Consider the following 20064-nt stretch of genomic DNA (forward strand, 5'->3'; position numbering starts at 1 on the left):
TCCTCATCGTCGGGTCTTCTCATCCACCGGGCCTGGCGATCAGCCGGCCGTCTTCTCGTATGCGCGCATCGCCGCGTCCTGCGCGTCAGCCAGGGCATCCTCGATGGACTTGTCGCCGAGCAGCGCCGCAGTGATGGCGTTGTTGAGCTCGTTCTGGATCTCCTGACCGGCGGGCGACGAGCCGAACGACTCTCCGTACTCGACGACGTCGTAGTAGGTCGAGATCACCTGATCGAATCCGGCGTTGCCGCTCTCGGTGACCCACTGATCGCGGATCTCCTGGTCAGATGCCGGCGACCCGGTGAAGAGGCCGGTGTTGATGCCGCCGTCCTGCTCGCGGACCTCGGCGCGCGCCTCGCCGGCCGCGTTCCAGGCGTCGTCGGAGGTGAGTTCCACCATCCATGCGCAGGCAGCTGCGGGGTTCTCCGCACCGACCGGGATCACGAACGCCGTGCCTGACGCGACCGAGAAAGGCTCGCCGTCCGATGAGCGGAACGGGACCGCTTCGAGCTCGAGCTGGTCGACATACGGGGAGAGCACGTTGGGGTACCACTGGGCGTTGACCTGCCCGCCGACCTGTCCCGCCACGTACTGGTTGTTGTCGCCGAAGGTGTCGAAGGAGTCGGTGAAGCTCTTCACCGACGCGAATCCGCCCTGGGCGTCCGTGATCTCCTTCAGCATCTCCAGCCCGGCGACGTTGCTCGGATCGTCGAGCGTGGGAGCCCCTTCTTCATCGTTGAGCTGCCCGCCCATCGCCAGCACCCAGAGCCCGCCCTGGCCGGTCGCGACCGGGTCGAAGCCCAGGCGGGTCGGCACTCCTCCCGACTCCTGGTAGATCTTCTCGATCGCTCCCATCAGGGCATCCGGCTTCGACGTGTCGAACTCCTCAGCCGAGACACCGGCCTCGGCGAGCACCGCCTTGTTCAGCAGGATCGCCGGCGGCTGGTAGAACTGCGGCACGGCCCACACGCCGTCCTCGTACGTCACATCGTCGACGACGAAGGGATACCAGTGATCGCGCGGCGAGACGTCGTGCGCCTCGAAGCACGCGTCCAACGGCATGATCAGGTCCTGTGCCGCATACGTCGTGACGTAGCGTCGGTCCATCTGCACGACATCGGACACATCGCCGCTCGCGATGCGGGTGGTGAACTTCTGCGCGTCGAACGCCGTGGCGTCGAGGTCGACCTCGACGTCCGAGAGCTGCTCGGCGGCATAGTCCATGCGCGAGGTGCCGACATCATCGGCGTTCTCGAAACCCCAGGCCTTCAGGGTTCCGGTGGCGTCCGCGCCGAAGTCGACCGACTCTGCGGCGCTCTCGCCGCTTCCCCCGCCGCACCCGCTGAGCAGCAGAGCGGATGCCGTCACGGCGGCGGCGGCTCCGAGGATTCGTGTCTTCATGTCGTTCTCCATTCATGTGGGGGCGGATACCCGCCCTGCGGGATCGGGATCAGCCCTTGCGCCCCTGCGTCGCGACGCCCTCGATGAAATACCGCTGGCCGAAGGCGAAGAGCAGCAGCATCGGCAGGGTCACGATGAGCGATGCCACCATCACGTACTGGTAGTCGCCGTGACCACCGGCCGTCGGGCTGTACTTCGTCATCGCGTAGGCGATGCCGAGAGGCGCGGTGAACTCGTCGACGGACCCGGCATTGAGGTAGATCAGCGAAGCCTGCAGGTTGTTCCAGCTGGCCTGGAACTCGAAGAGGAACACGATCACGAACGACGGGATCGAGAGCGGCATCGCGATGCGCCAGAACAGGCCCCAGGCGCTCGCTCCGTCGAGCCGCGCGGCCTCGAACAGCTCTCGGGGAAGTCCGAGGAAGAACTGGCGCTGCAGGAAGATGTAGAAGGCGGAGCCGAACAGGTTCATACCCCACAGCGGAACCCAGGTGCCGAGCATGCCGGTCTGCTTCCAGATGAGGTAGACCGGGATCATCGTCACCGCTCCCGGCAGCATCATCGTCGCCAGCACCAGTCCGAACAGCAGCTTGCGGCCCGGGAATCGGAAGTAGGCGAACCCGAAGGCCACGATCGAGCTCGAGATGGCGACGGTGCCCGCAGCGAGCAGGGCGATGGCGACGCTGTTCCATACCCAGCTCAGCAACGGCAGCTGATTCCACACCTCGATGTAGTTCTCGGGAACGAACGTGCGCGGGAAGAGACTGTTGTCGAACACCTCTCCCCGGGGCTTCAGGCTCGCGGCGATCAACCAGACGAAGGGGTAGAGGAACAGCAGGCCGAAGCCGATCAGAACGGTCCTCAGCAGGATGCGTGCGACCAGGCTCTTCGGTCGAGCGAGGCGTCGACGTCTGCGCGGCTGCCCCGGGGTCGTGACCGAGACCGTGTCGGTGCGGGGTTCCGGTCCGGGAGGCGGGGTGAGCGGGACAGGTCGGATCGTCGTCGACATCAGCGGTCTCCCTCGTAGTAGACGAAGCGGTTGCCGACCTTCACCTGGATGAGCGTGATCAGCATGATGATCACGAACAGCAGCCAGGCCATCGCGGCCGCGAAGCCGAAGTCGAACTGGCGGAAGGCCTGCTGGAACAGGTAGATGGCATAGAACAGCGATGCCTCGGGGGAGGCGTTGCTCTGATCTCGCCAGAACAGCAGATAGGCCTGGTCGAAGATCTGGAAGGCCGCGATCGAGAGGACGATGACGTTGAAGAACATCGCTCCCGAGATCATCGGCAGAGTGATCGAGAAGAACCGGCGGATGGGCCCCGCGCCGTCGAGCGACGCCACCTCGTAGAGTTCGATCGGCACGTTCTTGAGCGCGGCGAGGAAGATGACCATCGTTCCGGCGACCGTCCACAGCGTCATGATGACGATGCTCGGTTTGACCCATGCCGGGTCGACCAGCCACTGCGGCCCCGAGAGGCCGAACACGCGGAGGAACTGGTTGATCGCCCCCGAGTTGCCGTTGAGCAGGAGGAAGAAGACGGCGGCCGTGGCGACGGCGGGGGTCATCTTGGGCAGGTAGTAGAGCACGCGGAAGAAGCCGGCGCCGCGGCCCACCCGGTTGAGCAGCAGTGCGAGGACGAGCGCGAAGATGATCTCGAGAGGCACGGCCATCACGACGTAGAACAGCGTGTTGGCGAGCGAGAGCCCCACCCGAGGGTCGTCGAAGAGCTCGGCGTAGTTGGCGATGCCGATCGGACGCGCCGAGTTGGTGGCGAGGTTGTAGTTGCTGAACGAGATGTAGAGGCTGTACGTCATCGCACCCGCCGTGAAGATCAGGAATCCCAGGATCCATGGCGAGATGAACAGGTATCCGGCCAGGACCTCACGCCTGTTGTACGGATCGCGCTGCCGTCGCTGCGGGTGTGCCGTCTTCATGAGACGAGAAGTTAGACGCGCGGGGAGAAACCGGCCCGGGGCTTGTCACCGACCGGTTGTTGTGCAACTCTCGGACTTCGTAGGTGCCTCCATCGCGCGGGCAGTCCGGTGGCGGTATCGTGAAGAGCACTATGAGTGAGTCATTCGACGATGCGCTGAACGATCTGGAGCGCTCCGGTCGTCAGCTGGACGCGCTCAGTGGTTTCTTCGTCGATCGGTTCCCGGTCACGGGTGCCGCGGTCTCGACCGTAGGGGACGTGCTCGGGAGCGAGACGATCTCCGCGACCGACGACGTGGCGGCACGCCTGGATGAGCTCCAGTTCGACCTCGGCGAAGGCCCGTGCTGGGAGGCCATGCGCACCTCTGCCGCTGTCCTCGAGCCCGACTTCCGGCACCGCGGCGTCTCTCGGTGGCCCGCCTTCGCCTCGGCTGTGGAGGACGACGCGGAGGTCGCGTCGATGTTCGCCTTCCCGCTGTCGGTCGGCGAGATCAAGATGGGGGCGGTCGACCTCTACTCGACAGCACCCGTGGCGCTCACTCCGAGCGAGTGCACGCAGGCGCGCGCCATGGCGGATGTGGTGAGCCGGCATGTGCTGAGGGACGCGCTGTCGGACTTCGCGGACAACGACGCGCAGACGGGCATCTACTCTCGACGAACCGTGCACCAGGCGACCGGCATCGTTCTCGCGCAACTCGACATCGGTCCGGACGACGCGCTGCTCATGCTTCAGGCGCGGGCGTTCTCGACCGGGCAGCGCGTCATGGAGGTCGCGCAGGCGGTAGTCGACGGTACTCTCCGCTTCTCGCGCACGTCAGGCGGCATCGAGGCGGGGTCATGACCGCGCCCACGCGCGAAGCTCGGTTGCTGGAGCTCTTCGCCACGCTCGCGGACACGATGGTCGACGACTACGACGTCGTGGACCTGCTGCAGACACTCGTGGATGCGTGCCAGGAGCTGCTGGACGCGAGTGACGCCGGCATCCTTCTCGCCGACCCCGCGGGTGATCTCGAACTCGTCGCATCCACGAGCGAGGCGACGGAACTCGTCGAGGTGATCCAACTCGGTGCGGAGGCAGGGCCCTGCATCGAGTGCTTCGTGACAGGGACGGCGGTGTCGGTTCCCGACATAGCCGCCGGTTCAGAGAAGTGGCCGGTCTTCCGCCAGGCGGCGTTGGAGAACGGCTTCGCGTCGATCGAGGCGATACCGATGCGGCTGCGGAACACGACGATCGGCACCCTCAACCTGCTCCGATCCGATACCGGGTCGCCGCCCCCTGAAGACCTCTCCGCGGCGCGAGCGTTCGCCGATGTGGCAACGATCGGGATCCTGCACGAGCGCAGCCTCCGAGAGCAGGAATCGCTGTCGTCGCAACTGCAGACCGCACTGAACAGCCGGGTGATGATCGAGCAGGCCAAGGGTGTTGTCTCGTTCACGGCGGGGGTGCCGATCCCCGATGCCTTCACGCTCATGCGCACCTTCGCCCGTGACCGCGGCCTGCGTCTGAGCGAGGTGGCTGAACGCATCGTGCGGCGGGACATCAGGCTTGAATCACCTGAATCCTGAAAGCGCAAGGGGGTCGACCTCGCACACGATCGGGCCTAGCGTGAAATCGCTGCCCCGGACCCGGTAGCGGAAATGCAACCGTCGAGAGTCCCGGGAGTGATCATGAAGTCCCTCATCACCCAGGTCGGCACCTACCTGACGGGTGACGCGACCGCAGACGCGGTGCTGGAGTACTGGAAGGCCTTGGCCGAGGAGCGGCGCTCGGATGTCGTGGAGATCCCCGTCGTCGGCCCCGCGGGCGGTCGGTCGAGTGTGCGGGTGACGCTCGGTGCCATGCTGCCGATCGCGGTGGCGCACGCGGAGTTGTCGCCGCAGATCGAGGACGATGATGGCGCAGCTGAGGGGATCCGGGCCCGTGCTCTGGCGGTTGTGCCGACGGCGACCACGGCGTTCGAGCCTGACGACGTCCGTGAGGTGTTCGACGCCGAATGCGACCCGGGCCCCGTCTGAGCGCCGGCCGCCGACGAGCGAGCTAGTCGCCGTCGGAGGCCCACTCCAGGCGGGACAGAGCCCCGACATCGAGCGAGTACCGCCCGTCGATCTGAATACAGGTCAACAGGGTGTGTCCGCATCCGCGACACAAGAGGATCACGCCGGCCGGATCCAGTTCTGCGACGGCGTCGCCGAGCACGGCCTTGCGATCGCAGCGCGTGCAGGTGGCCCGAGCACCGGTCATGTCCCTGCCGAACACCTCGATCAGGATCCCGCCAGCGGCGTTGCCGTCGACTCTCGTGCGATGGCCGGGGTGGGCAGCGTCCATCAGGCACCTCCGAAACGCTCGGTACGGATGCGGTCGGGCGGATGCCCCGCCGCGACGAGCAGATCGGCGACCGCCTCGACGAAGCCGGTCGGCCCGCAGACGTACACCGAGGGGCGCTGCGCAGCGGGGATGGCCGAGGCCTCGAGCGTCGCGGCATCCCCCTGCCCGCGGGGCGAGCGAAGCCGACCGGTGCCGAGCGGCTGTACGCCCAGTCGACGCTGAAGGCGTCGTCGGCGAGATCGCCCAGTTCGGCCGCGTAGAAAGCATCGTCCGCGGAACGCACCGCGTACAGGAGCCGCATCGGTGCGGAGCTGGCCGAGCGCGCATGCTCCCGGGCCATCGCGAGGAGCGGCACTATCCCTGAACCGCCCGCGATGAGCTGAACGGGCTCGGGCTGGGCAGGGGTCCACACGAAGTAGGCGCCGATCGGACCGCGGACCTCCAGCTCGTCGCCGGGCCGGACGTCCTCGACGAGATACGGAGAGACCTCGCCATCCGGCACCTCGTCGACGGCCAGCTCGAGCACGTCACCCTCTCCGGACGATGCGAGCGAGTACGACCGCACGGCCTGATAGCCGTCCTCAGCGGTCAAACGCACGTCGACGTGCTGTCCGGCGAGATTCCCCGGCCACCCGTCGACCCGGAGGGAGAGCACGCGGCCATGGGGTGTGGCTCGTCGGACCTCGATGACACTGGCGACAAACCACAGCGACGACGAGGTCACCAGTAACGCTCCTCTTTCCACGGATCGCCGTACATGTTGTATCCGTTCTGCTCCCAGAACCCCGGTTCGTCGTTCTCGAGAAGATCCAGGCCGTGGACCCACTTCGCGGATTTCCAGAAGTAGAGGTGGGGGACGAGGAGCCGGGCGGGGCCGCCGTGCTCTGCGGCGAGCGGCTCGCCCTCGAACTCGAATGCGATCCACGCCTTGCCGCCGGTCAGGTCGGCGCGGGGAACATTCGTCGTGTACCCGCCGTAGGAGAAGACCCGGGTGAAGTCGCCGTCTCCGGCATCCTGCAGCAGATGATCGAGCGAGACTCCGCGCCACTGCGTGCCCAGCTTCGACCACCGCGTCACGCAGTGGATGTCGGTGGTGATCGTATCGATCGGGAGCGCCTGCAGCTCATCCCACGACCAGGTGCGGCGAATGCCGTCGAGCCCGACGACCGCGAACTCCCAGGTGTCGGTCGGGACTCGGGGTGTCGGTCCGGCCGAGAGCACCGGGAAGTCCTCGGTGAGGTACTGACCCGGGGGAGCCGGTCATCCGACTCGCGTCGCCGGGCGCCGAAGCCGCGGGAGATCACAGCCATGATCGCCTTCTTTCGTTGGTCCCACTCATTCCACCCGATTGAACGGGCGGACGCCTCCTGCAGGTGTCGAACGCGGCACGCGCGGGTCGCCCCGATTCTAGGACCGTGGGGCGCGGTGTCGCACCATTCGAGGGCGGAGAGCGCCGGACGGCGTCTCCGCCCTCGAGAGGTCAGACGACCTCGGCAGCCGCCTCGACGGTGAACTGGATGACGTCCTGGGGGAGGGCGCGCATCACGAGGTGCGGTGCGTCGAGTTCGATGACGCGACGGAAGTTGCCGCGGGTGTAGCCGAAGCGCTCGACGTCCGGGTTGATGGTGTGGTCGGCAGCGGACACGATGCCGAAGGCAGGCTTGGTCTTCCACGCAGCGACCGGTGCGGCCTCGCTGAACGCAAGGGCTGCGAGGGGGCGCTGTGCGACGGCGAGGACCTCGGAGATGGCGGGGTCGATGCCGGCAGCGAAGACCTGCGGGAAAGCCTCGACCTTGACCGAGACGTCCGTGCCGTCCTCAGCGCCGGGGTTCGGGAACGGAGTGTAGACGAGGTTGGCGGCCAGCTCGGAGTCGGGGAACCCGCCCTACTCCACTCGGATCCGAACGCACGCTGACCGTTCGCGGGATGCGGTTCCGCGTGATCGAGAGCCGGGCGGATGACGCGACCGAGACGATCGTGCTGATCCACGGCATCGGGATGTCTCACCGCTACTTCGCGCGACTGCACCGCGTGCTCGCTCGGTCGGTTCGCGTCGTGTCCCTCGACCTGCCGGGGTTCGGGGGGCTCCCCAAGCCCGGTCACGACATCACGATCGAAGAGATGGCCGACGCCATCCGAGAGCTGGTGGTCGCAGTGAGCAGCCGCCCGGTGGTTCTCGTCGGCCACTCGATGGGAGTCCAGTGGGCCGTCGAGACCGCGGTTCGCCATCCGGCGCGGATCGCCCGAGTGGTCGCGATCGGGCCGGTCGTCGACGACGCGCAGCCTCGGCGCACAGGCGCGTGCGCTGGCTGTCGACACGTTGGGGGAGACCCCGGCCACGAACGTCATCGTCTTCAGCGACTACGTGAGGTGCGGCCCGCGCTGGTATCTGCGACAGGCTGCCCATATGCTGCGTTATCCCACCGAGGATCGGGTGGGGAGTCTCACCGTGCCGCTGCTCGTCCTCCGCGGAGCGAAGGACCCGATCGCCGGTGCCGCGTGGTGCGATCGCCTCGTGTCGAGCGCCCGCGACGCGGACATCGTCGCGATTCCCGGCAGACATCACGTCGTACAGCGATCTGCGCCGGATGCGGTTGCAGACAGCATTCTGGAACCGACACCGGGATGGCGGTCGGGGCGACCGTCGGAGTCGCCGCGCCGATAGTGCTCCTTCGATCAGCGCGATGTCAAGACCGTCTCCGACGAGAGTCGGGATTCGTAGCGTGGCCGCATGAATCGCACTCGATCCTTCACCGAGGTGGCACCCGGCTTCTTCTGCGTATCGGTCGCCGAGGTGAACTGCTACCTGATCAAGACAGGCGATGGACTCACGCTCGTCGACGCAGGACTGCCCGGCAGTCGACGACCGCTGCACGCGCTGCTCGAACACCTGGGCGCCCGCGAGTCGGACATCGACGCGGTCATCCTCACCCACGGGCACTTCGATCACTTAGGAGTCGCCTCGAGCATCCGCGCTCACGGGGCGACGGTGCTCGTGCATTCCGCGGACGCGCGCCTCGCCCGGCATCCGTACAGCTATCGACCTGCGAGTCCGCGGGTGCCGTATCTGCTCTCGCACCCGCGCGGCATCCCCGTGATCGCTCGGATGGCGGCGCACGGGGCGCTCGGCGTGCGCGGCGTGGACGCCCTCGGTCGGATCCACCACGGGCAGCCCGTCGACGCCCCCGGTGCGCCGACCGCGCTCTGGACTCCCGGTCACACGGCAGGGCACTGCGCCGTGTTCTTCGAGGACGAGGGGATCCTGCTCTCGGGCGACGCGCTCGTGACCCTCGATCCCTACACCGGCGAGGCAGGTCCCCAGATCATCGCGCGCGCCGCGACCGCCGACACCGCACGGGCGCTCGCCTCGCTCGACACACTCGCCGAGACGTCGGCTCAGCTCGTGCTGCCCGGACACGGCGTGCCCTGGCGCGACGGGATCGCGGCGGCGGTCGCGGAAGCCGCACGACGCGGCGCCCACTGAAGACGGGCGCCGCGCCATCCGTGCTCAGCGCGATCGACGGGCGCGCTGCACCGCTGCCGCAGTCGCCGCGACGGCGAGGATCCACGGGCCCGCGACGATGATGGGGTCGAGCCAGGCGTGCCGCAGATCGCGGCGTCCGCGTCCGAATCGAGATGCGATCGGGCGGTGGCGCGGTTCGGAGGTCACACCGGTCAGGGTCACGGGATCGTCCGGCCGGGTCGTGAGGAAGGACCTGGCGTGAGCGGTGACGGCATCGATCCGGTCGCCGAGCACGAGCAGCAGCCACCGGGTGTTCTTCGTCTCACTGAACCGGTCGTACGCGAATCGACGGATCACGCCGGAGACCCCGTGCAGCGGCTGGGCGGTGCCGAACACGGGAGGGAGCATCGAATGCTCGATCGACTTCTCCCGCCGGGGGTCTTCGTCCTGACGCTCGGGGAACGTCCACCGAGCCCCCGTGTCCGGAAGGTCATCCCGCTGGTCCCAGGTTCTGCGGTGCTCAGGGTCGAGATCGGCGCCCCATCCGGGGATCCGCTCGCGCAGCTCGTCCGCGGAGGGCGCGAGGCCCGGACGATCGGCCGTGTAAGGCATGATCACTCCTCTCCGACGACCACGAGCGGTTTGACGCAGTCGTCCAGCTTGGCGGAGAACACGTGATAGGCCTCCGCGATGTGCTCCAACGGGAACCGGTGGGTGAGAAGCTCCGACGGGCGCACATGGCCGTCCCTGATGTGTTCGAGCAGCCGTGGCCACTGGCGCTTGACCGGAGCCTGATTCGCGCGGAGGGTGAGCCCCTTGTTCACGACATCGCCCATGCGTACAGCCGAGGTGAGCGGGCCGTAGGCACCGATGACCGAGACGGTGCCGCCCTTGCGCACGGAGTCGATGGCCCAGTTGAGTGCGACGGGTGACCCGCCCTGAAGCTTCAGCTTCGCGCCGGTGACGTGCTGGACGATGCTGCCGTCCGCTTCTGCCCCCACGGCGTCGATCACGACGTCGGCCCCCAGATAGCCCGTCGCCTTCTTCAGCGCGAGCACGATATCTCGCGCCTCGGCGAGATGAATGGTCTCGGCGTGGGCGAACGTGCGCGCCTTCTCGAGTCGGTAGTCGATGTGGTCGACGACGATCACGCGTCCCGCGCCGAGGAACCACGCCGCACGCGCGGCCGCCAGGCCGACTGGACCCGCGCCGAAGACGACGACCGTGTCGAGCGGAGCGATCTCGCCGAGCTGGGCACCGAAGTACCCGGTCGAGAACGCGTCGGTCAGCAGGAGGGCGTCCTCCGAACTCAGCCAGTCGGGGATGACGGACGGGCCCACGTCGGCGAACGGGACGCGCACGAACTCCGCCTGACCGCCGTCGTATCCTCCCGTGCTGTGCGAGTAGCCGTAGATCCCGCCGACCGCGGTCGCGTTCGGATTCACGTTGTGGCAGTTCGAGAAGAGCCCGCGACTGCAGAAGAAGCACGAGCCGCAGTAGATGTTGAAGGGAACCATGACCCGATCGCCGCGCTGCAAGGTCTGGACCGAGGAGCCCACCTCTTCGACGACGCCGACGATCTCATGCCCGAAGGTGTGACCGATGCGCGTGTCCGGCATCATGCCGTGGAACAGGTGCAGGTCGGAACCGCAGATGGCCGCCCTCGTCACCCGGACGATCGCGTCGTTCGGGTGCTGGATGCGTGGCTCCGGTTTCTCTTCGACCCGCACCTTGTACGGGCCGCGGTAGGCCATCGCCTTCATCTCGGTGCCTCCGTCTGTCGGTGCAGTGTGGTCATGGTCGTGCGCTCCTTCGACTCGCTTATCGGGTTATCCGTCGGCTCCCCGCCGGTCGGGTCGGCCCCCAGCGCCGACCCCGACCGGACGTCGTGGCCTCACTCCTTGTTCGTCATGTCCTGAACCGCTCCCGCCACCTTCTCGACGACGTTGGGCAGCTCGGTCGTGCCGTAGAAGCGCGAGTCGGGGTGCGTGGGCGGAGGCATCGGCGCGGTGGTCGTCGGACCCTCGTGATAGCTGAACTCGCCGTGGCCGTCAGGAGAGGGTCCGCTCGCCCAGCTGCCCTCTGCGGCGGCGGGGCCGTCGCTGAAGTTCAAGTACTGGTACGAGACGTCGCGGTGCTCCTTCGACAGCGGGAAGTTGCTCGGGACGGGAAGGGTCTCGGCGCCTTCGGCCTTGAGCTCCTCGACGGCGGCGAGCCACTGGTTCTGGTGCATGGTGTCCCTCGCGAGCAGGAAGCTCAGAAGATCGCGCACTCCGTGATCGTCGGTCATGTGGTACAGCCGGGCGACCTGCACGCGGCCCTGCATCTCGGCGTTCGCGTTGGCGGTGAAGTCGGCGAGCAGATTCCCGCTCGATGTGATGTACGAGCCCTGCCACGGGTTGCCGTTGCTGTCGACGGGTCGCGCTCCGGCGCCCGCGACGATGCCCTGCTGGACGTCGGTGCCTCCGATGATCGCGGCGACCGTCGGGTCGTCCTGGACGGCATCCTCGGTGATTCCGAGCGGCGACTTCTCGAGCAGCTGCGCGATCATGATCGCGAGCATCTCGACGTGACCCATCTCTTCGGCACCGATGCCGAAGACCAGGTCGCGGTACTTGCCGGGGATGTGCATGTTCCACGCCTGGAACTGGTACTGCATGGCGACCGTGATCTCGCCGTACTGGCCGCCCAGGACCTCCTGGAGCTTTCGGGCGTAGACGGCATCCGGGGCTTCGGGGGTGGCGGTGAACTGAAGTTCCTGACGATGGAAGAACATGGCTGCCTTTCTGGTCGGATCGTGATGGGTGCCCATGAGACCGGTTCTCGCTGCGACGGGATAAGGGCTTCACAGACCGCCGGGCGACGAGGATAATCCGCGAACCGGATCCGGAGAACCGAGCGACTCGAGGATTGAGTTCCGCGTTTTCTGCTCATAACCGCGTTGTTCGTGCTAGCTTCACTCGTAAAACAGTTGTTCTAGCCACGGAGTCACATTGCTGAGTAGTTCTGCTGTTTCTACTGATCCCACACAGCCCCCGGAAGCCCCCGCTTCGCCCGAGAAACTCGCACGCGACAACATGCCGCTCGCCACCTTCCTGGCTGTGGAGAAGGCGCGGTCGGCGACGCACGTCGATCTGGACGACCTTCTCTCCGCCGCCCGCCTGGGCCTCGCCCGCGCGGCCATGTCGTATGACGCCGCGCGGGGCATTCCTTTCGGTGCGTTCGCGAGCAGCCAGATCAACTGGGCGATGCTGTCGGAGATGCGTCGCGCCGACCCCGCCGGCGAGCGAGGACGCGACAAGATCGAGCGCGTGAGAGTCGCCGCCGAGACGGTGCTCGCCCGCACCGGCCGAGCCGCGAGCACGGCGGAGCTCGTGCGGGAGTCGGGGCTCACCGCCGAGGTCGTCTCGGAGATGATGAAGCTCGACGAGATGGTGCGCACCGCGATCAGCTTCGAGGAGCACTTCGACGCCGAGACCGGCCGACAGGCGGTCGACCTCACCGACAGCGTCATCCTCCCCGAGCACGCCGTCGAGCAGTCCGAGACGCGAGCGATGATGAACCGAGTGGTCGACGCTCTGCCCACGGCGATGCAGCAGGTCGTGCGCGGCATCTATCTCGAAGACCGCATGGTGAAGGACATCGCCGAAGAGCTCGCCGTCAGTCATGCCTATGTGTCGAAGCTGCGCTCGCGCGGACTCGAACTGATGCGCGAGGCCATGGAGGCCTGGGAGAACGGCACGACGGGTGACCGATCGACCAAGGCCAGGACCGAGTTCTTCGAGGCGCTCTTCGGGCCCGTCCGCGCCGAGATCCGCGACCGGTCGAGCGAGCTCCTCGCCGCCGTGTGAGGCGACCCGTGGAATCTTCCGGATCCGTGGTTACGCCAGCGGCCGATGTCGCGAATATCGGTTGTGCAGGCCCACGGATGGGCCCGCGTCCAGCCCCATAACCACGGAGGAATTCTCATGGGTCTTCAGATCGCAACCAACGTCGGTGCACTCAACGCGTACCGCAACCTCTCTGTCAACCAGAACGACGTCTCGAAGTCGCTCGAGAAGCTCTCGAGCGGTCTGCGCATCAACCGTGCAGCCGATGACGCCGCCGGCCTCGCCATCTCCGAGGGCCTGCGTTCGCAGGTCAACGGTCTGAACGTCGCAGCCCGCAACGCTCAGGACGGCATCTCGGTCATCCAGACCGCAGAAGGCGCGCTCACCGAGGTCCACTCGATCCTGCAGCGTGTCCGCGACCTCGCGGTCCAGGCCGGCAACGACTCGAACAACACCGAGTCGCGCGACGCCATCAAGACCGAGATCGACTCGCTGGGCGAGGAGCTCACCCGCGTCGCCGCCAGCACGAACTTCAACGGGATCAAGCTGCTCGACAGCGCGAACACCCTGACGTTCCAGGTCGGCGCAGGCTCCGAGGCCGCCGAGGACCAGATCGGCGTCACGCTGACCGACTTCTCGGGCCTGGGCGCCACGATCGGCGCTCTGACGGTCGACACCGCGGCCAACGCACTCACCTCGATCGGCGCGATCGATGACGAGATCACCGCCGTCTCGACCGCTCGTGCGGGTCTCGGTGCGGTGCAGAACCGCTTCGAGTCGACGATCAACTCGCTGCAGGTCTCGGCCGAGAACCTCGCCGCAGCGAAGAGCCGCATCGCGGACACCGACATGGCCGCCGAGATGGTCAAGTACACCGCCTCGAACATCCTGCAGCAGGCCGGCACCGCCATGCTCGCTCAGGCGAACCAGTCGGGCCAGGGCGTCCTGCAGCTTCTCCGTTGAGTCGCTGCGCCTGAGGCGCACAGGGCGCCCGGGCGGAGTCACCTCCGCCCGGGCGCCTTCCTGTAGGACACCCTTGACCGCAACGCACGGAAGACGACCGGGATGAAACTCGACGGACTGGTATCAGGGCTCAAGACGGAAGAGCTCATCAAGGCGCTCATGGACGTCTCGGCGATCCCGAAGACGCTCATCACGAACAAGATCACCGACCGCAACTCGGTCATCACCAACCTGCAGTCGCTGAACAAGACGCTGCAGGAGCTCGTCGACAAGGCCAAGACCGCCGCGGGACCCAGCTCTCTGGCATCCTTCACCGCGTCCTCGTCGTCCGAGACGGTCACGATCACCGCCGGCAGCAAGGCGACCGCATTCTCGACCGCCATCGTGGTGGATGCCGTCGCCACAGCGCACTCCGTCGTCACCGCTGCCGCAGGAGGAACAGCGTGGGGCGGCACCTTCACCCTCGTGGGATCCGACGGCGAAGCCGTCGAGGTCACTCCGCTGGGCACCGGTCCGCAGGACCTCGCGAAGGCGATCAACGCGTCGAAGGCCGGTGTGAGCGCGACCGTCGTGCCCGCGGGAACGGATGCCGACGGCAAGCCGCTCTCGCGCATCCAGCTCACCTCCGCCGAGACGGGCGCGGCTGGTGCCTTCACCCTGAACCGCGGAACCGCGGCGGAGGTCACCGCCGGAACCGCGGTCGACCTCGGTGCCGCCCCCGGCGCCGCACTACTCACCCAGGGCGCGGATGCCCGCATCCGCCTCTTCGCCGGCACCGACGCCGAGCAGACCCTGAACAGCGCGAGCAACACCATCACCGTCGGAGAGGGCATCGAGGTCACCGTCACGAAGGCCAGTGCCGACCCCGTCACCGTGACCGTCGCACGCGATGCGAAGAAGCAGAGCTCGACGGCGGAGGCGTTCGTCAAGGAGATCGCCGCGCTGCTGGTGCGCATCGACAACGGCTCGAAGGCGACCATCGGCGAGGTCGGCGAGACCACGACCCTCGGCGTCTTCACCGGCGACAGCACGGTGCGAAACCTCCGCGGCGCGCTGGCGACCGCCGTGCAGCATCCGATCGACGGCATCTCGCCCTCGACGATCGGCATCACCGTCAGCGACAAAGGCGTGCTCTCGTTCGACGCCGAGAAGTTCGCCGCGGCTCTCGCAGAAGACCCGGAGGGCACGCAGGAGCTGTTCTCCGCCGTCTCGGGGCGGGTGCAGGACGTGACCACCCAGTACTCCGACAAGTACGACGGCCTTCTGACCAAGCGCATCACCGGCCAGGAGGACGAGGTCAAGACGCTCAAGACCCAGGTCGAGCGCTGGGACATCCGGCTCGAACAGCGCCGCGCCACCCTCGAACGCACGTACGCGCAGCTCGAGGTGCAGCTCTCGAAGCTGCAGTCGCAATCGTCGTGGCTGACCAGCCAGCTCGCCGGACTCACCCCGTCGGATTCCTGACCTCGTCCTCGTGACATCGCATCGCATCGGAGCACGTACTCATGGCACTCACCTCACTCGACCGGGCCAAGCAGCAGTATCTGGAGCAGCAGGTGGCCTCCGCCACGCCTGAGCGCCTTCTCGTGTTGCTCTACGACCGCCTCCTGGTCGACATCGAGCGCGCGGACGCCTGCCAGGAAGCGGGGGATTGGGCGGCTGCGGGGAACCACCTCGTGCACGCGCAGCAGATCGTCGCCGAGCTCAACGGCTCGCTCACCGATGAGTGGGATGGCTCCGCAGAGCTGCACGGCGTGTACACCTACCTCACGGGACGCCTGATCTCCGCCAACATCGCTCGAGACCGCGCGGCCACCGCGGAATGCCGAGCTCTCGTCGTGCCGCTCCGCGAAGCGTGGCATGCGGCGGCTGCCGCGGTCTCGTCGACCGCGCAGACCCCCATCACGGCCCTGGCCTGAGCGACCGTGCCCGATACTCTCTCGGCCTGGCTGACGGTGCTCGACCAGTTCGAGCGCGCCCTCGACGCCGCCGACGAGCACCTCGACGAGCAGTCCTTCGAGGCGCCGGACGGACCCGTCCCCGAGGAGCTGCGCGAGCGTGCCGAAGCCGTGCTCGCGCGGCAGCAGCTCATGATCGGCGGACTCGTCACATCGCGCTCCAATGTGGCTCGCGAGATCGCCGCACTGCGGCGCGTGCCGACCTCCACCCAGAATGTGCCGGCATACCTCGACGTCGAGGGTTGAGCACAGCGGTTACATGGATGCCCGGGTGTCGCGATAGTCGGCACAGAGCACGGATCGCTCGACGATTGGCCAGGGATCGGCCTCTCCACCAACATCCCGGAGTGCCCCCGTGCTCGAATCCGTCACGTCCTCTGCGCTCATCAGCGCGCTCGACGGGCTGGCCCTGCGCCAACGCTCGATCGCCGAGAACATCGCCAACGTCAACACGCCGGGCTACCAGGCCCAGCGCGTGCGGTTCGAGGATGAACTCCGTTCTGCTGTCCAGGGCGGCTCCGGAAGCGTCGCCGCGACGGTCGAGCGCTCGCTCGAGCCGACCAGGCTGAACGGCAACAACGTCAACCTCGACACCGAGACGCTCTCGAACATCGACACCGTGCTGCGTTTCCAGTTCGCGAGTCAGGCGATCGGCGGTCAGGCGGCCTCGATCACCAAGGCGATCGGGCAGGCCTCCGCATGACCTTCGACGCGATCGGCATCGCCGGCACCGGCCTGACCGCGCACCGCAAGTGGCTCGACGCGCTCAGCGACAACATCGCCAACGTGAACACCGCGACACCCGCAGGGCAGGAGGCGTTCCGGGAGAAGTTCGTGACCGTGCAGGCCGGCACCGACAGCCCCGGCGTGTACGTCGCCGGCGTCGTCGAATCCGAGGCCGACGCGAAGCTCGTGTACGACCCCGAGCACCCCTATGCGAACGAGGACGGCTACGTGCAGTACCCGAACGTCGAGCTCGGCGACCAGATGAGCATGCTGATCCTCGCTCAGCGCGGATACGAGGCGAACGCCGCTGTCGTCGACCGGGCGAAGACGACCTACGAGGCAGCGCTGCAGATCGGCCGCAACTGATGTCGGGCATCGAGGCCATCGGCGCCTCCGGTGTCGCGCCGCTCTCGACGCTCAGCTTCGAGACGGGCCCGGACGCGACCAGTGCTCCTGCCTCCGGCAACGCCTTCGCCACGACGCTCTCGGGGGCGATGGAGAACCTGCAGCAGCTGCAGTCGACGTCGAACGAGCTCGCGGTGCAGGCGGTCACGGGAGACCTGCAGGACATCCATCAGGCGATGATCGCGTCGACGCGCGCCTCGGTGACGCTCGACCTGGTGGTGGCCGTGCGTGACCGCAGCGTCTCGGCGTTCAACGAGATCATGAGGATGCAGGCCTGACGATGCCCAAGATGCTCACGACCTACTACGACCGCGCCAAGCAGGTCGTCTCAGGATTCTCCCTCGCACAGCGCACGATCGCCATCATCGGTGTCGCGCTGCTCGTGATGGGCGCCATCGCCCTCGGCGCGTGGCTCACCAAGCCGCAGATGAGCCCGCTCTTCACCGGCCTGAGCGCCGGCGACGCGTCGGCCGTCGTCGAGCAGCTGAAGTCGGCAGGCGTGAGCTACGAGCTCGCCGAGGGAGGCGCGACGATCCTCGTGCCCGACGACCAGGTCTATCCGCAGCGTCTCGCGGCGGCATCCGCCGGGCTGCCCGGCGACACCAGCGAGGGCTACACCCTGCTCGATGAGATGGGTGTGACGGCGAGTGAATTCCAGCAGTCGGTGACCTACAAGCGTGCCATCGAGGGCGAGCTGGCCAGCACGATCGGCGCGATGGAGGGCATCTCGACGGCGTCGGTGCAGTTGGCGATCCCGGAGGAGAGCGTCTTCGTCTCGGAGCAGCAGAGCCCGACCGCATCCGTGTTCGTGAAGACCCGCAACGGCTCGGGGCTCAGCGACGAGAAGATCGAGGCGATCGTGCACCTCACGAGCGCCGCCGTGCCGGGGATGACGCCGGAGGACGTCGCGGTGACCGATCAGGACGGCCGCGTGCTCTCGGCGGTCGGCACCGGGCTCACCGGGAACTCCTCGAAGCAGGCGACGGAGCATGAGGCCAAGGTCGCGGCATCCGTCAGCAAGATGCTCGAGACGATCGTCGGGCCCGGCAACGCGACGGTGACGGTATCGGCCGATGTCGCGAACTCCACATCCGAGCGCATGGACGAGACGTACTCGGCCCCCGAGGGCGAGCTGAGCGCATCGGAGCAGACCAAGACCGAGACGTACAACGGCGGCGAGGGCGGAGGTGCCGGCGTGCTCGGCCCCGACAACATCGCGGTTCCCAACAACGCCGAGGGGACCGGCGCCTATGAGTTCGAGGAGACCTCTCGCAACAACGCCGTCAACAAGTCGACGGAGAAGACCATCACCCCCGCCGGAGAGGTGACGCGGCAGACCGTCAGCATCGCGCTCAACCGAGGGACGGTCACCGGAGTGACGGCGAACCAGATCGAATCGCTCGTGGCATCTGCGGCAGGGATCGATGTCGAGCGCGGCGACGAGATCGCCGTCGAGTTCGTCGAGTTCAACCAGGCGGGTGCGACGGCGGCGCAGACAGCGCTGCAGGCGGCGGAGGCCGAGCGCGACGCGCAGTTCCAGCAGGAGCTGCTGCGCTCTGCGATCATCGGCGGCGCGATCCTGCTCGCGGCGATCATCCTGATCGTCTTCCTCGTCGTGCGCCGCAAGATGAAGCGTCGGGTGATGTACACCGAAGACGGACCGATCGAGTACTTCGCGACGGTGACCGAGAGCGAGGAGCAGAAGCTCCGCTCGCTCAGAGGGCTGAAGGAGGCCGAGGCGATCATCGCCCCGGCGCCGACCAAGCTGCTGCCGTCCGCGTCGGCCGATCTCGACGACGAGCCCGAGCCCGACAAGGTGCTGGTCGAGCGCCGTCGCCGGGAGATCGACGACCTCGCCAAGCGCGAACCCGACACGATCGCCAGCGCACTGGCCGACCTGATGGATGAGGCGACGGTATGAGCGCGCTGACCGAGCTGCTGGACGCGCAGGCCGACACGGTCGAGGTGTCGGCCGTCGAGGCGCCGGTGCCCGTGGCTGCGCCGGAGATGAGCGGACTGCGCAAGGCCGCGATCGTGCTGATGAACATGGATCGCGCCGCCAGCGCCGAAGTGCTCCGCCACCTCGGCGAGGAGCGGTCCGAGATGCTCGCGGCCGAGCTGACACAGCTCGGGGGAGTGGACGTGGCCTCGACGGCCCGTGCTCTCGGCGAGTTCCGGCGCATCGCCACCGGCGGCTCGGTGCCGTCGCGGGGCGGACAGGAGCTCGCCACCGGACTGCTCGAGACGGCATTCGGCCGCGAGAAGGCGGTCGGGATGGTCGGCCGAGTCATGTCGCAGGGGTCGGTCTCGTTCGACTTCCTCAATGCGGCGGACCCGGCCCAGCTCGCCACGATCATCGAGGGTGAGCTTCCGACCACCGTCGCCGTCGTACTGGCCAATCTCAGAGCCGATCGTGCGGCGGCGGTTCTCGCCGCCCTGCAGGATCCCCTGCGCACGGACGTCGCTCAGGCGATCGCGACGATGGGCACCGCCACGCAGGAGGCGATCTCGATCGTGGCCGACTCGCTGCGCTCGCGCACCGGCGTCTTCGCGATGCGCGACAACCACGAGTCCATCGGAGGCGTGCAGCCTCTCGTCGAGATCATCAACCGCTCGGACACCGCGCTCGAGAAGTCGCTCCTCGCAAGCCTCGAAGGCCGTGATCTCGCCCTGGCCGAGGACATCCGCAGCCGCATGGTCACGTTCGCCGACATCGCGCGCCTCGAGGATCGCGACGTCCAGCGGGTGATGCGCGGTATCGACCTGCGCATGCTCGCCCTCGCGCTGAAGGGCGCGGACGACCAGATCACCGACAAGGTGAAGAGCAACATGACGGAGCGCAACCAGGAGAACCTCGCTGAGGAGACCCGAGTCCTCGGTCCCGTGCGCATGCGTCAGGTCGATGAGGCCAGAGCCGAGATCGTGCGCATCATCCGCGACCTGGAAGCCGCGGAGGAGATCACGATCTCGCGCGAAGACGAGGATGAGCTCATCGAGTGATCCCTCTGACGGCAGGTGAGTCGGCCGATCCGGTTACGGACGCAGCCGGGTGTCGC

General features: G+C 67.4%; 25 protein-coding genes and 2 pseudogenes. 17 read left to right on the plus strand and 10 right to left on the minus strand.

All coding sequences use genetic code 11. The features are described 5' to 3' along the window. Window positions 1–39: 39 nt before the first annotated feature. Genes ACZZZQ_RS15855 through ACZZZQ_RS15865 form a run of 3 tightly spaced genes read right to left on the minus strand, consistent with a single transcriptional unit; the run spans window position 40 to window position 3339 of the window. Window positions 40–1401 (minus strand): ABC transporter substrate-binding protein, encoded by a 1362-nt coding sequence (locus tag ACZZZQ_RS15855; RefSeq protein WP_463507906.1) that lies wholly within the window; start codon window positions 1399–1401, stop codon window positions 40–42. A gap of 49 nt (window positions 1402–1450) precedes the next feature. Beyond that, the gene (locus tag ACZZZQ_RS15860; protein ID WP_463507907.1) at window positions 1451–2410 is read right to left on the minus strand and encodes a carbohydrate ABC transporter permease; all 960 of its coding nucleotides are present in this window, start codon (window positions 2408–2410) and stop codon (window positions 1451–1453) included. Then, window positions 2410–3339: a carbohydrate ABC transporter permease gene (locus ACZZZQ_RS15865; protein WP_463507908.1), complete on the minus strand. Its 930-nt coding sequence runs from the start codon at window positions 3337–3339 to the stop codon at window positions 2410–2412. Before ACZZZQ_RS15865 ends, ACZZZQ_RS15860 begins: the two co-directional genes overlap by 1 nt. Before the next feature lie 131 nt (window positions 3340–3470). On the opposite strand from ACZZZQ_RS15865, the gene ACZZZQ_RS15870 reads away from it, so the two are divergent. The 3 genes from ACZZZQ_RS15870 (at window position 3471) to ACZZZQ_RS15880 (ending at window position 5353) form a co-directional block, all read left to right on the plus strand. Next, window positions 3471–4178, plus strand: coding sequence for a GAF and ANTAR domain-containing protein (locus ACZZZQ_RS15870; RefSeq protein WP_463507909.1), 708 nt, complete (start codon window positions 3471–3473; stop codon window positions 4176–4178). Beyond that, complete coding sequence (locus tag ACZZZQ_RS15875) at window positions 4175–4903, plus strand: ANTAR domain-containing protein (RefSeq protein WP_463507910.1); 729 nt, start codon at window positions 4175–4177, stop codon at window positions 4901–4903. Before ACZZZQ_RS15870 ends, ACZZZQ_RS15875 begins: the two co-directional genes overlap by 4 nt. 102 nt (window positions 4904–5005) lie before the next feature. Then, the gene (locus ACZZZQ_RS15880) at window positions 5006–5353 is read left to right on the plus strand and encodes a hypothetical protein (protein WP_463507911.1); all 348 of its coding nucleotides are present in this window, start codon (window positions 5006–5008) and stop codon (window positions 5351–5353) included. A gap of 22 nt (window positions 5354–5375) precedes the next feature. On the opposite strand, the gene ACZZZQ_RS15885 is transcribed toward ACZZZQ_RS15880, so the two are convergent. Further along, window positions 5376–5663 carry a DUF6510 family protein gene (locus ACZZZQ_RS15885; RefSeq protein WP_463507912.1) on the minus strand — a complete coding sequence of 96 codons (288 nt, stop codon included), beginning with the start codon at window positions 5661–5663 and terminating at the stop codon, window positions 5376–5378. A 41-nt stretch (window positions 5664–5704) separates the two neighbouring features. Between ACZZZQ_RS15885 and ACZZZQ_RS15890 the strand changes: the two genes are divergently transcribed. Continuing rightward, entirely contained in the window at window positions 5705–5923 is a 219-nt protein-coding gene (locus ACZZZQ_RS15890) for a hypothetical protein (RefSeq protein ID WP_463507913.1), read from the plus strand. Between the two features lie 26 nt (window positions 5924–5949). Here the strand turns inward: ACZZZQ_RS15890 and ACZZZQ_RS15895 are convergent. The 3 genes and pseudogenes from ACZZZQ_RS15895 to ACZZZQ_RS15905 all read right to left on the minus strand — a co-directional run. Then, a pseudogene (locus tag ACZZZQ_RS15895) lies at window positions 5950–6489 on the minus strand (FAD-binding oxidoreductase); the annotation flags it as partial. Next, complete coding sequence (locus ACZZZQ_RS15900; protein WP_463507914.1) at window positions 6384–6884, minus strand: molybdopterin-dependent oxidoreductase; 501 nt, start codon at window positions 6882–6884, stop codon at window positions 6384–6386. The pseudogene ACZZZQ_RS15895 and the gene ACZZZQ_RS15900, both read right to left, overlap by 106 nt. Before the next feature lie 259 nt (window positions 6885–7143). Further along, window positions 7144–7308: a hypothetical protein gene (locus ACZZZQ_RS15905; RefSeq protein WP_463507915.1), complete on the minus strand. Its 165-nt coding sequence runs from the start codon at window positions 7306–7308 to the stop codon at window positions 7144–7146. 353 nt (window positions 7309–7661) lie between these two features. Here ACZZZQ_RS15905 and ACZZZQ_RS15910 point away from each other — a divergent pair. The 3 genes and pseudogenes from ACZZZQ_RS15910 to ACZZZQ_RS15920 form a co-directional block, all read left to right on the plus strand. Then, a pseudogene (locus ACZZZQ_RS15910) lies at window positions 7662–7886 on the plus strand (alpha/beta fold hydrolase); the annotation flags it as partial. 4 nt (window positions 7887–7890) lie between these two features. After that, a complete protein-coding gene (locus ACZZZQ_RS15915; RefSeq protein ID WP_463508104.1) occupies window positions 7891–8328 on the plus strand; it encodes an alpha/beta fold hydrolase in 438 nt (145 codons plus the stop codon). A 66-nt stretch (window positions 8329–8394) separates the two neighbouring features. Beyond that, window positions 8395–9147: an MBL fold metallo-hydrolase gene (locus ACZZZQ_RS15920; RefSeq protein ID WP_463507916.1), complete on the plus strand. Its 753-nt coding sequence runs from the start codon at window positions 8395–8397 to the stop codon at window positions 9145–9147. 24 nt (window positions 9148–9171) lie between these two features. Here ACZZZQ_RS15920 and ACZZZQ_RS15925 read toward each other — a convergent pair whose 3' ends face one another. The 3 genes from ACZZZQ_RS15925 to ACZZZQ_RS15935 all read right to left on the minus strand — a co-directional run bounded on the left by ACZZZQ_RS15925 (window position 9172) and on the right by ACZZZQ_RS15935 (window position 11902). After that, window positions 9172–9738 carry a hypothetical protein gene (locus ACZZZQ_RS15925; RefSeq protein ID WP_372983478.1) on the minus strand — a complete coding sequence of 189 codons (567 nt, stop codon included), beginning with the start codon at window positions 9736–9738 and terminating at the stop codon, window positions 9172–9174. Window positions 9739–9740: 2 nt separating this feature from the next. Continuing rightward, complete coding sequence (locus ACZZZQ_RS15930; protein ID WP_463507917.1) at window positions 9741–10889, minus strand: zinc-dependent alcohol dehydrogenase; 1149 nt, start codon at window positions 10887–10889, stop codon at window positions 9741–9743. Window positions 10890–11020: 131 nt separating this feature from the next. Then, window positions 11021–11902 (minus strand): manganese catalase, encoded by an 882-nt coding sequence (locus tag ACZZZQ_RS15935; RefSeq protein WP_463507918.1) that lies wholly within the window; start codon window positions 11900–11902, stop codon window positions 11021–11023. A 217-nt stretch (window positions 11903–12119) separates the two neighbouring features. Here ACZZZQ_RS15935 and ACZZZQ_RS15940 point away from each other — a divergent pair, with 217 nt between their 5' ends. The 10 genes from ACZZZQ_RS15940 to fliG all read left to right on the plus strand — a co-directional run bounded on the left by ACZZZQ_RS15940 (window position 12120) and on the right by fliG (window position 20008). After that, complete coding sequence (locus ACZZZQ_RS15940) at window positions 12120–12977, plus strand: sigma-70 family RNA polymerase sigma factor (protein WP_463507919.1); 858 nt, start codon at window positions 12120–12122, stop codon at window positions 12975–12977. Window positions 12978–13094: 117 nt separating this feature from the next. Beyond that, on the plus strand, window positions 13095–13919 hold the full coding sequence (locus ACZZZQ_RS15945) for a flagellin N-terminal helical domain-containing protein (protein ID WP_053096345.1): 825 nt from the start codon (window positions 13095–13097) through the stop codon (window positions 13917–13919). A 102-nt stretch (window positions 13920–14021) separates the two neighbouring features. Next, window positions 14022–15383 carry a flagellar filament capping protein FliD gene (gene fliD / locus ACZZZQ_RS15950; RefSeq protein ID WP_463507920.1) on the plus strand — a complete coding sequence of 454 codons (1362 nt, stop codon included), beginning with the start codon at window positions 14022–14024 and terminating at the stop codon, window positions 15381–15383. A gap of 41 nt (window positions 15384–15424) precedes the next feature. After that, entirely contained in the window at window positions 15425–15838 is a 414-nt protein-coding gene (fliS, locus tag ACZZZQ_RS15955) for a flagellar export chaperone FliS (protein WP_230100768.1), read from the plus strand. A 6-nt stretch (window positions 15839–15844) separates the two neighbouring features. Further along, entirely contained in the window at window positions 15845–16123 is a 279-nt protein-coding gene (locus ACZZZQ_RS15960) for a hypothetical protein (protein WP_463507921.1), read from the plus strand. Between the two features lie 109 nt (window positions 16124–16232). Next, window positions 16233–16580 (plus strand): flagellar basal body rod protein FlgB, encoded by a 348-nt coding sequence (gene flgB, locus ACZZZQ_RS15965; protein ID WP_053096341.1) that lies wholly within the window; start codon window positions 16233–16235, stop codon window positions 16578–16580. Next, window positions 16577–16969, plus strand: coding sequence for a flagellar basal body rod protein FlgC (gene flgC / locus ACZZZQ_RS15970; protein ID WP_053096340.1), 393 nt, complete (start codon window positions 16577–16579; stop codon window positions 16967–16969). The genes flgB and flgC overlap by 4 nt, the downstream gene beginning before the upstream one ends. After that, window positions 16969–17286, plus strand: coding sequence for a flagellar hook-basal body complex protein FliE (gene fliE, locus ACZZZQ_RS15975; protein ID WP_053096339.1), 318 nt, complete (start codon window positions 16969–16971; stop codon window positions 17284–17286). The genes flgC and fliE overlap by 1 nt, the downstream gene beginning before the upstream one ends. A 2-nt stretch (window positions 17287–17288) precedes the next feature. After that, window positions 17289–18929, plus strand: a complete 1641-nt coding sequence (fliF, locus tag ACZZZQ_RS15980; protein WP_056278837.1) for a flagellar basal-body MS-ring/collar protein FliF — start codon at window positions 17289–17291, stop codon at window positions 18927–18929. Next, entirely contained in the window at window positions 18926–20008 is a 1083-nt protein-coding gene (gene fliG, locus ACZZZQ_RS15985) for a flagellar motor switch protein FliG (RefSeq protein ID WP_463507922.1), read from the plus strand. Before fliF ends, fliG begins: the two co-directional genes overlap by 4 nt. Window positions 20009–20064: the final 56 nt, after the last annotated feature.

This window comes from Microbacterium sp. AC132, assembly GCF_979258525.1.

What these genes read in the sequence shown, in the direction of transcription:
- ACZZZQ_RS15855 (WP_463507906.1), bottom strand. Translation starts at nt 1,401, where the DNA reads ATGAAGACACGAATCCTCGGAGCCGCCGCCGCCGTGACGGCATCCGCT.
- ACZZZQ_RS15860 (WP_463507907.1), bottom strand. Translation starts at nt 2,410, where the DNA reads ATGTCGACGACGATCCGACCTGTCCCGCTCACCCCGCCTCCCGGACCG.
- ACZZZQ_RS15865 (WP_463507908.1), bottom strand. Translation starts at nt 3,339, where the DNA reads ATGAAGACGGCACACCCGCAGCGACGGCAGCGCGATCCGTACAACAGG.
- ACZZZQ_RS15870 (WP_463507909.1), top strand. Translation starts at nt 3,471, where the DNA reads ATGAGTGAGTCATTCGACGATGCGCTGAACGATCTGGAGCGCTCCGGT.
- ACZZZQ_RS15875 (WP_463507910.1), top strand. Translation starts at nt 4,175, where the DNA reads ATGACCGCGCCCACGCGCGAAGCTCGGTTGCTGGAGCTCTTCGCCACG.
- ACZZZQ_RS15880 (WP_463507911.1), top strand. Translation starts at nt 5,006, where the DNA reads ATGAAGTCCCTCATCACCCAGGTCGGCACCTACCTGACGGGTGACGCG.
- ACZZZQ_RS15885 (WP_463507912.1), bottom strand. Translation starts at nt 5,663, where the DNA reads ATGGACGCTGCCCACCCCGGCCATCGCACGAGAGTCGACGGCAACGCC.
- ACZZZQ_RS15890 (WP_463507913.1), top strand. Translation starts at nt 5,705, where the DNA reads ATGCCCCGCCGCGACGAGCAGATCGGCGACCGCCTCGACGAAGCCGGT.
- ACZZZQ_RS15920 (WP_463507916.1), top strand. Translation starts at nt 8,395, where the DNA reads ATGAATCGCACTCGATCCTTCACCGAGGTGGCACCCGGCTTCTTCTGC.
- ACZZZQ_RS15925 (WP_372983478.1), bottom strand. Translation starts at nt 9,738, where the DNA reads ATGCCTTACACGGCCGATCGTCCGGGCCTCGCGCCCTCCGCGGACGAG.
- ACZZZQ_RS15930 (WP_463507917.1), bottom strand. Translation starts at nt 10,889, where the DNA reads ATGAAGGCGATGGCCTACCGCGGCCCGTACAAGGTGCGGGTCGAAGAG.
- ACZZZQ_RS15935 (WP_463507918.1), bottom strand. Translation starts at nt 11,902, where the DNA reads ATGTTCTTCCATCGTCAGGAACTTCAGTTCACCGCCACCCCCGAAGCC.
- ACZZZQ_RS15945 (WP_053096345.1), top strand. Translation starts at nt 13,095, where the DNA reads ATGGGTCTTCAGATCGCAACCAACGTCGGTGCACTCAACGCGTACCGC.
- fliD (WP_463507920.1), top strand. Translation starts at nt 14,022, where the DNA reads ATGAAACTCGACGGACTGGTATCAGGGCTCAAGACGGAAGAGCTCATC.
- fliS (WP_230100768.1), top strand. Translation starts at nt 15,425, where the DNA reads ATGGCACTCACCTCACTCGACCGGGCCAAGCAGCAGTATCTGGAGCAG.
- flgC (WP_053096340.1), top strand. Translation starts at nt 16,577, where the DNA reads ATGACCTTCGACGCGATCGGCATCGCCGGCACCGGCCTGACCGCGCAC.
- fliE (WP_053096339.1), top strand. Translation starts at nt 16,969, where the DNA reads ATGTCGGGCATCGAGGCCATCGGCGCCTCCGGTGTCGCGCCGCTCTCG.
- fliF (WP_056278837.1), top strand. Translation starts at nt 17,289, where the DNA reads ATGCCCAAGATGCTCACGACCTACTACGACCGCGCCAAGCAGGTCGTC.
- fliG (WP_463507922.1), top strand. Translation starts at nt 18,926, where the DNA reads ATGAGCGCGCTGACCGAGCTGCTGGACGCGCAGGCCGACACGGTCGAG.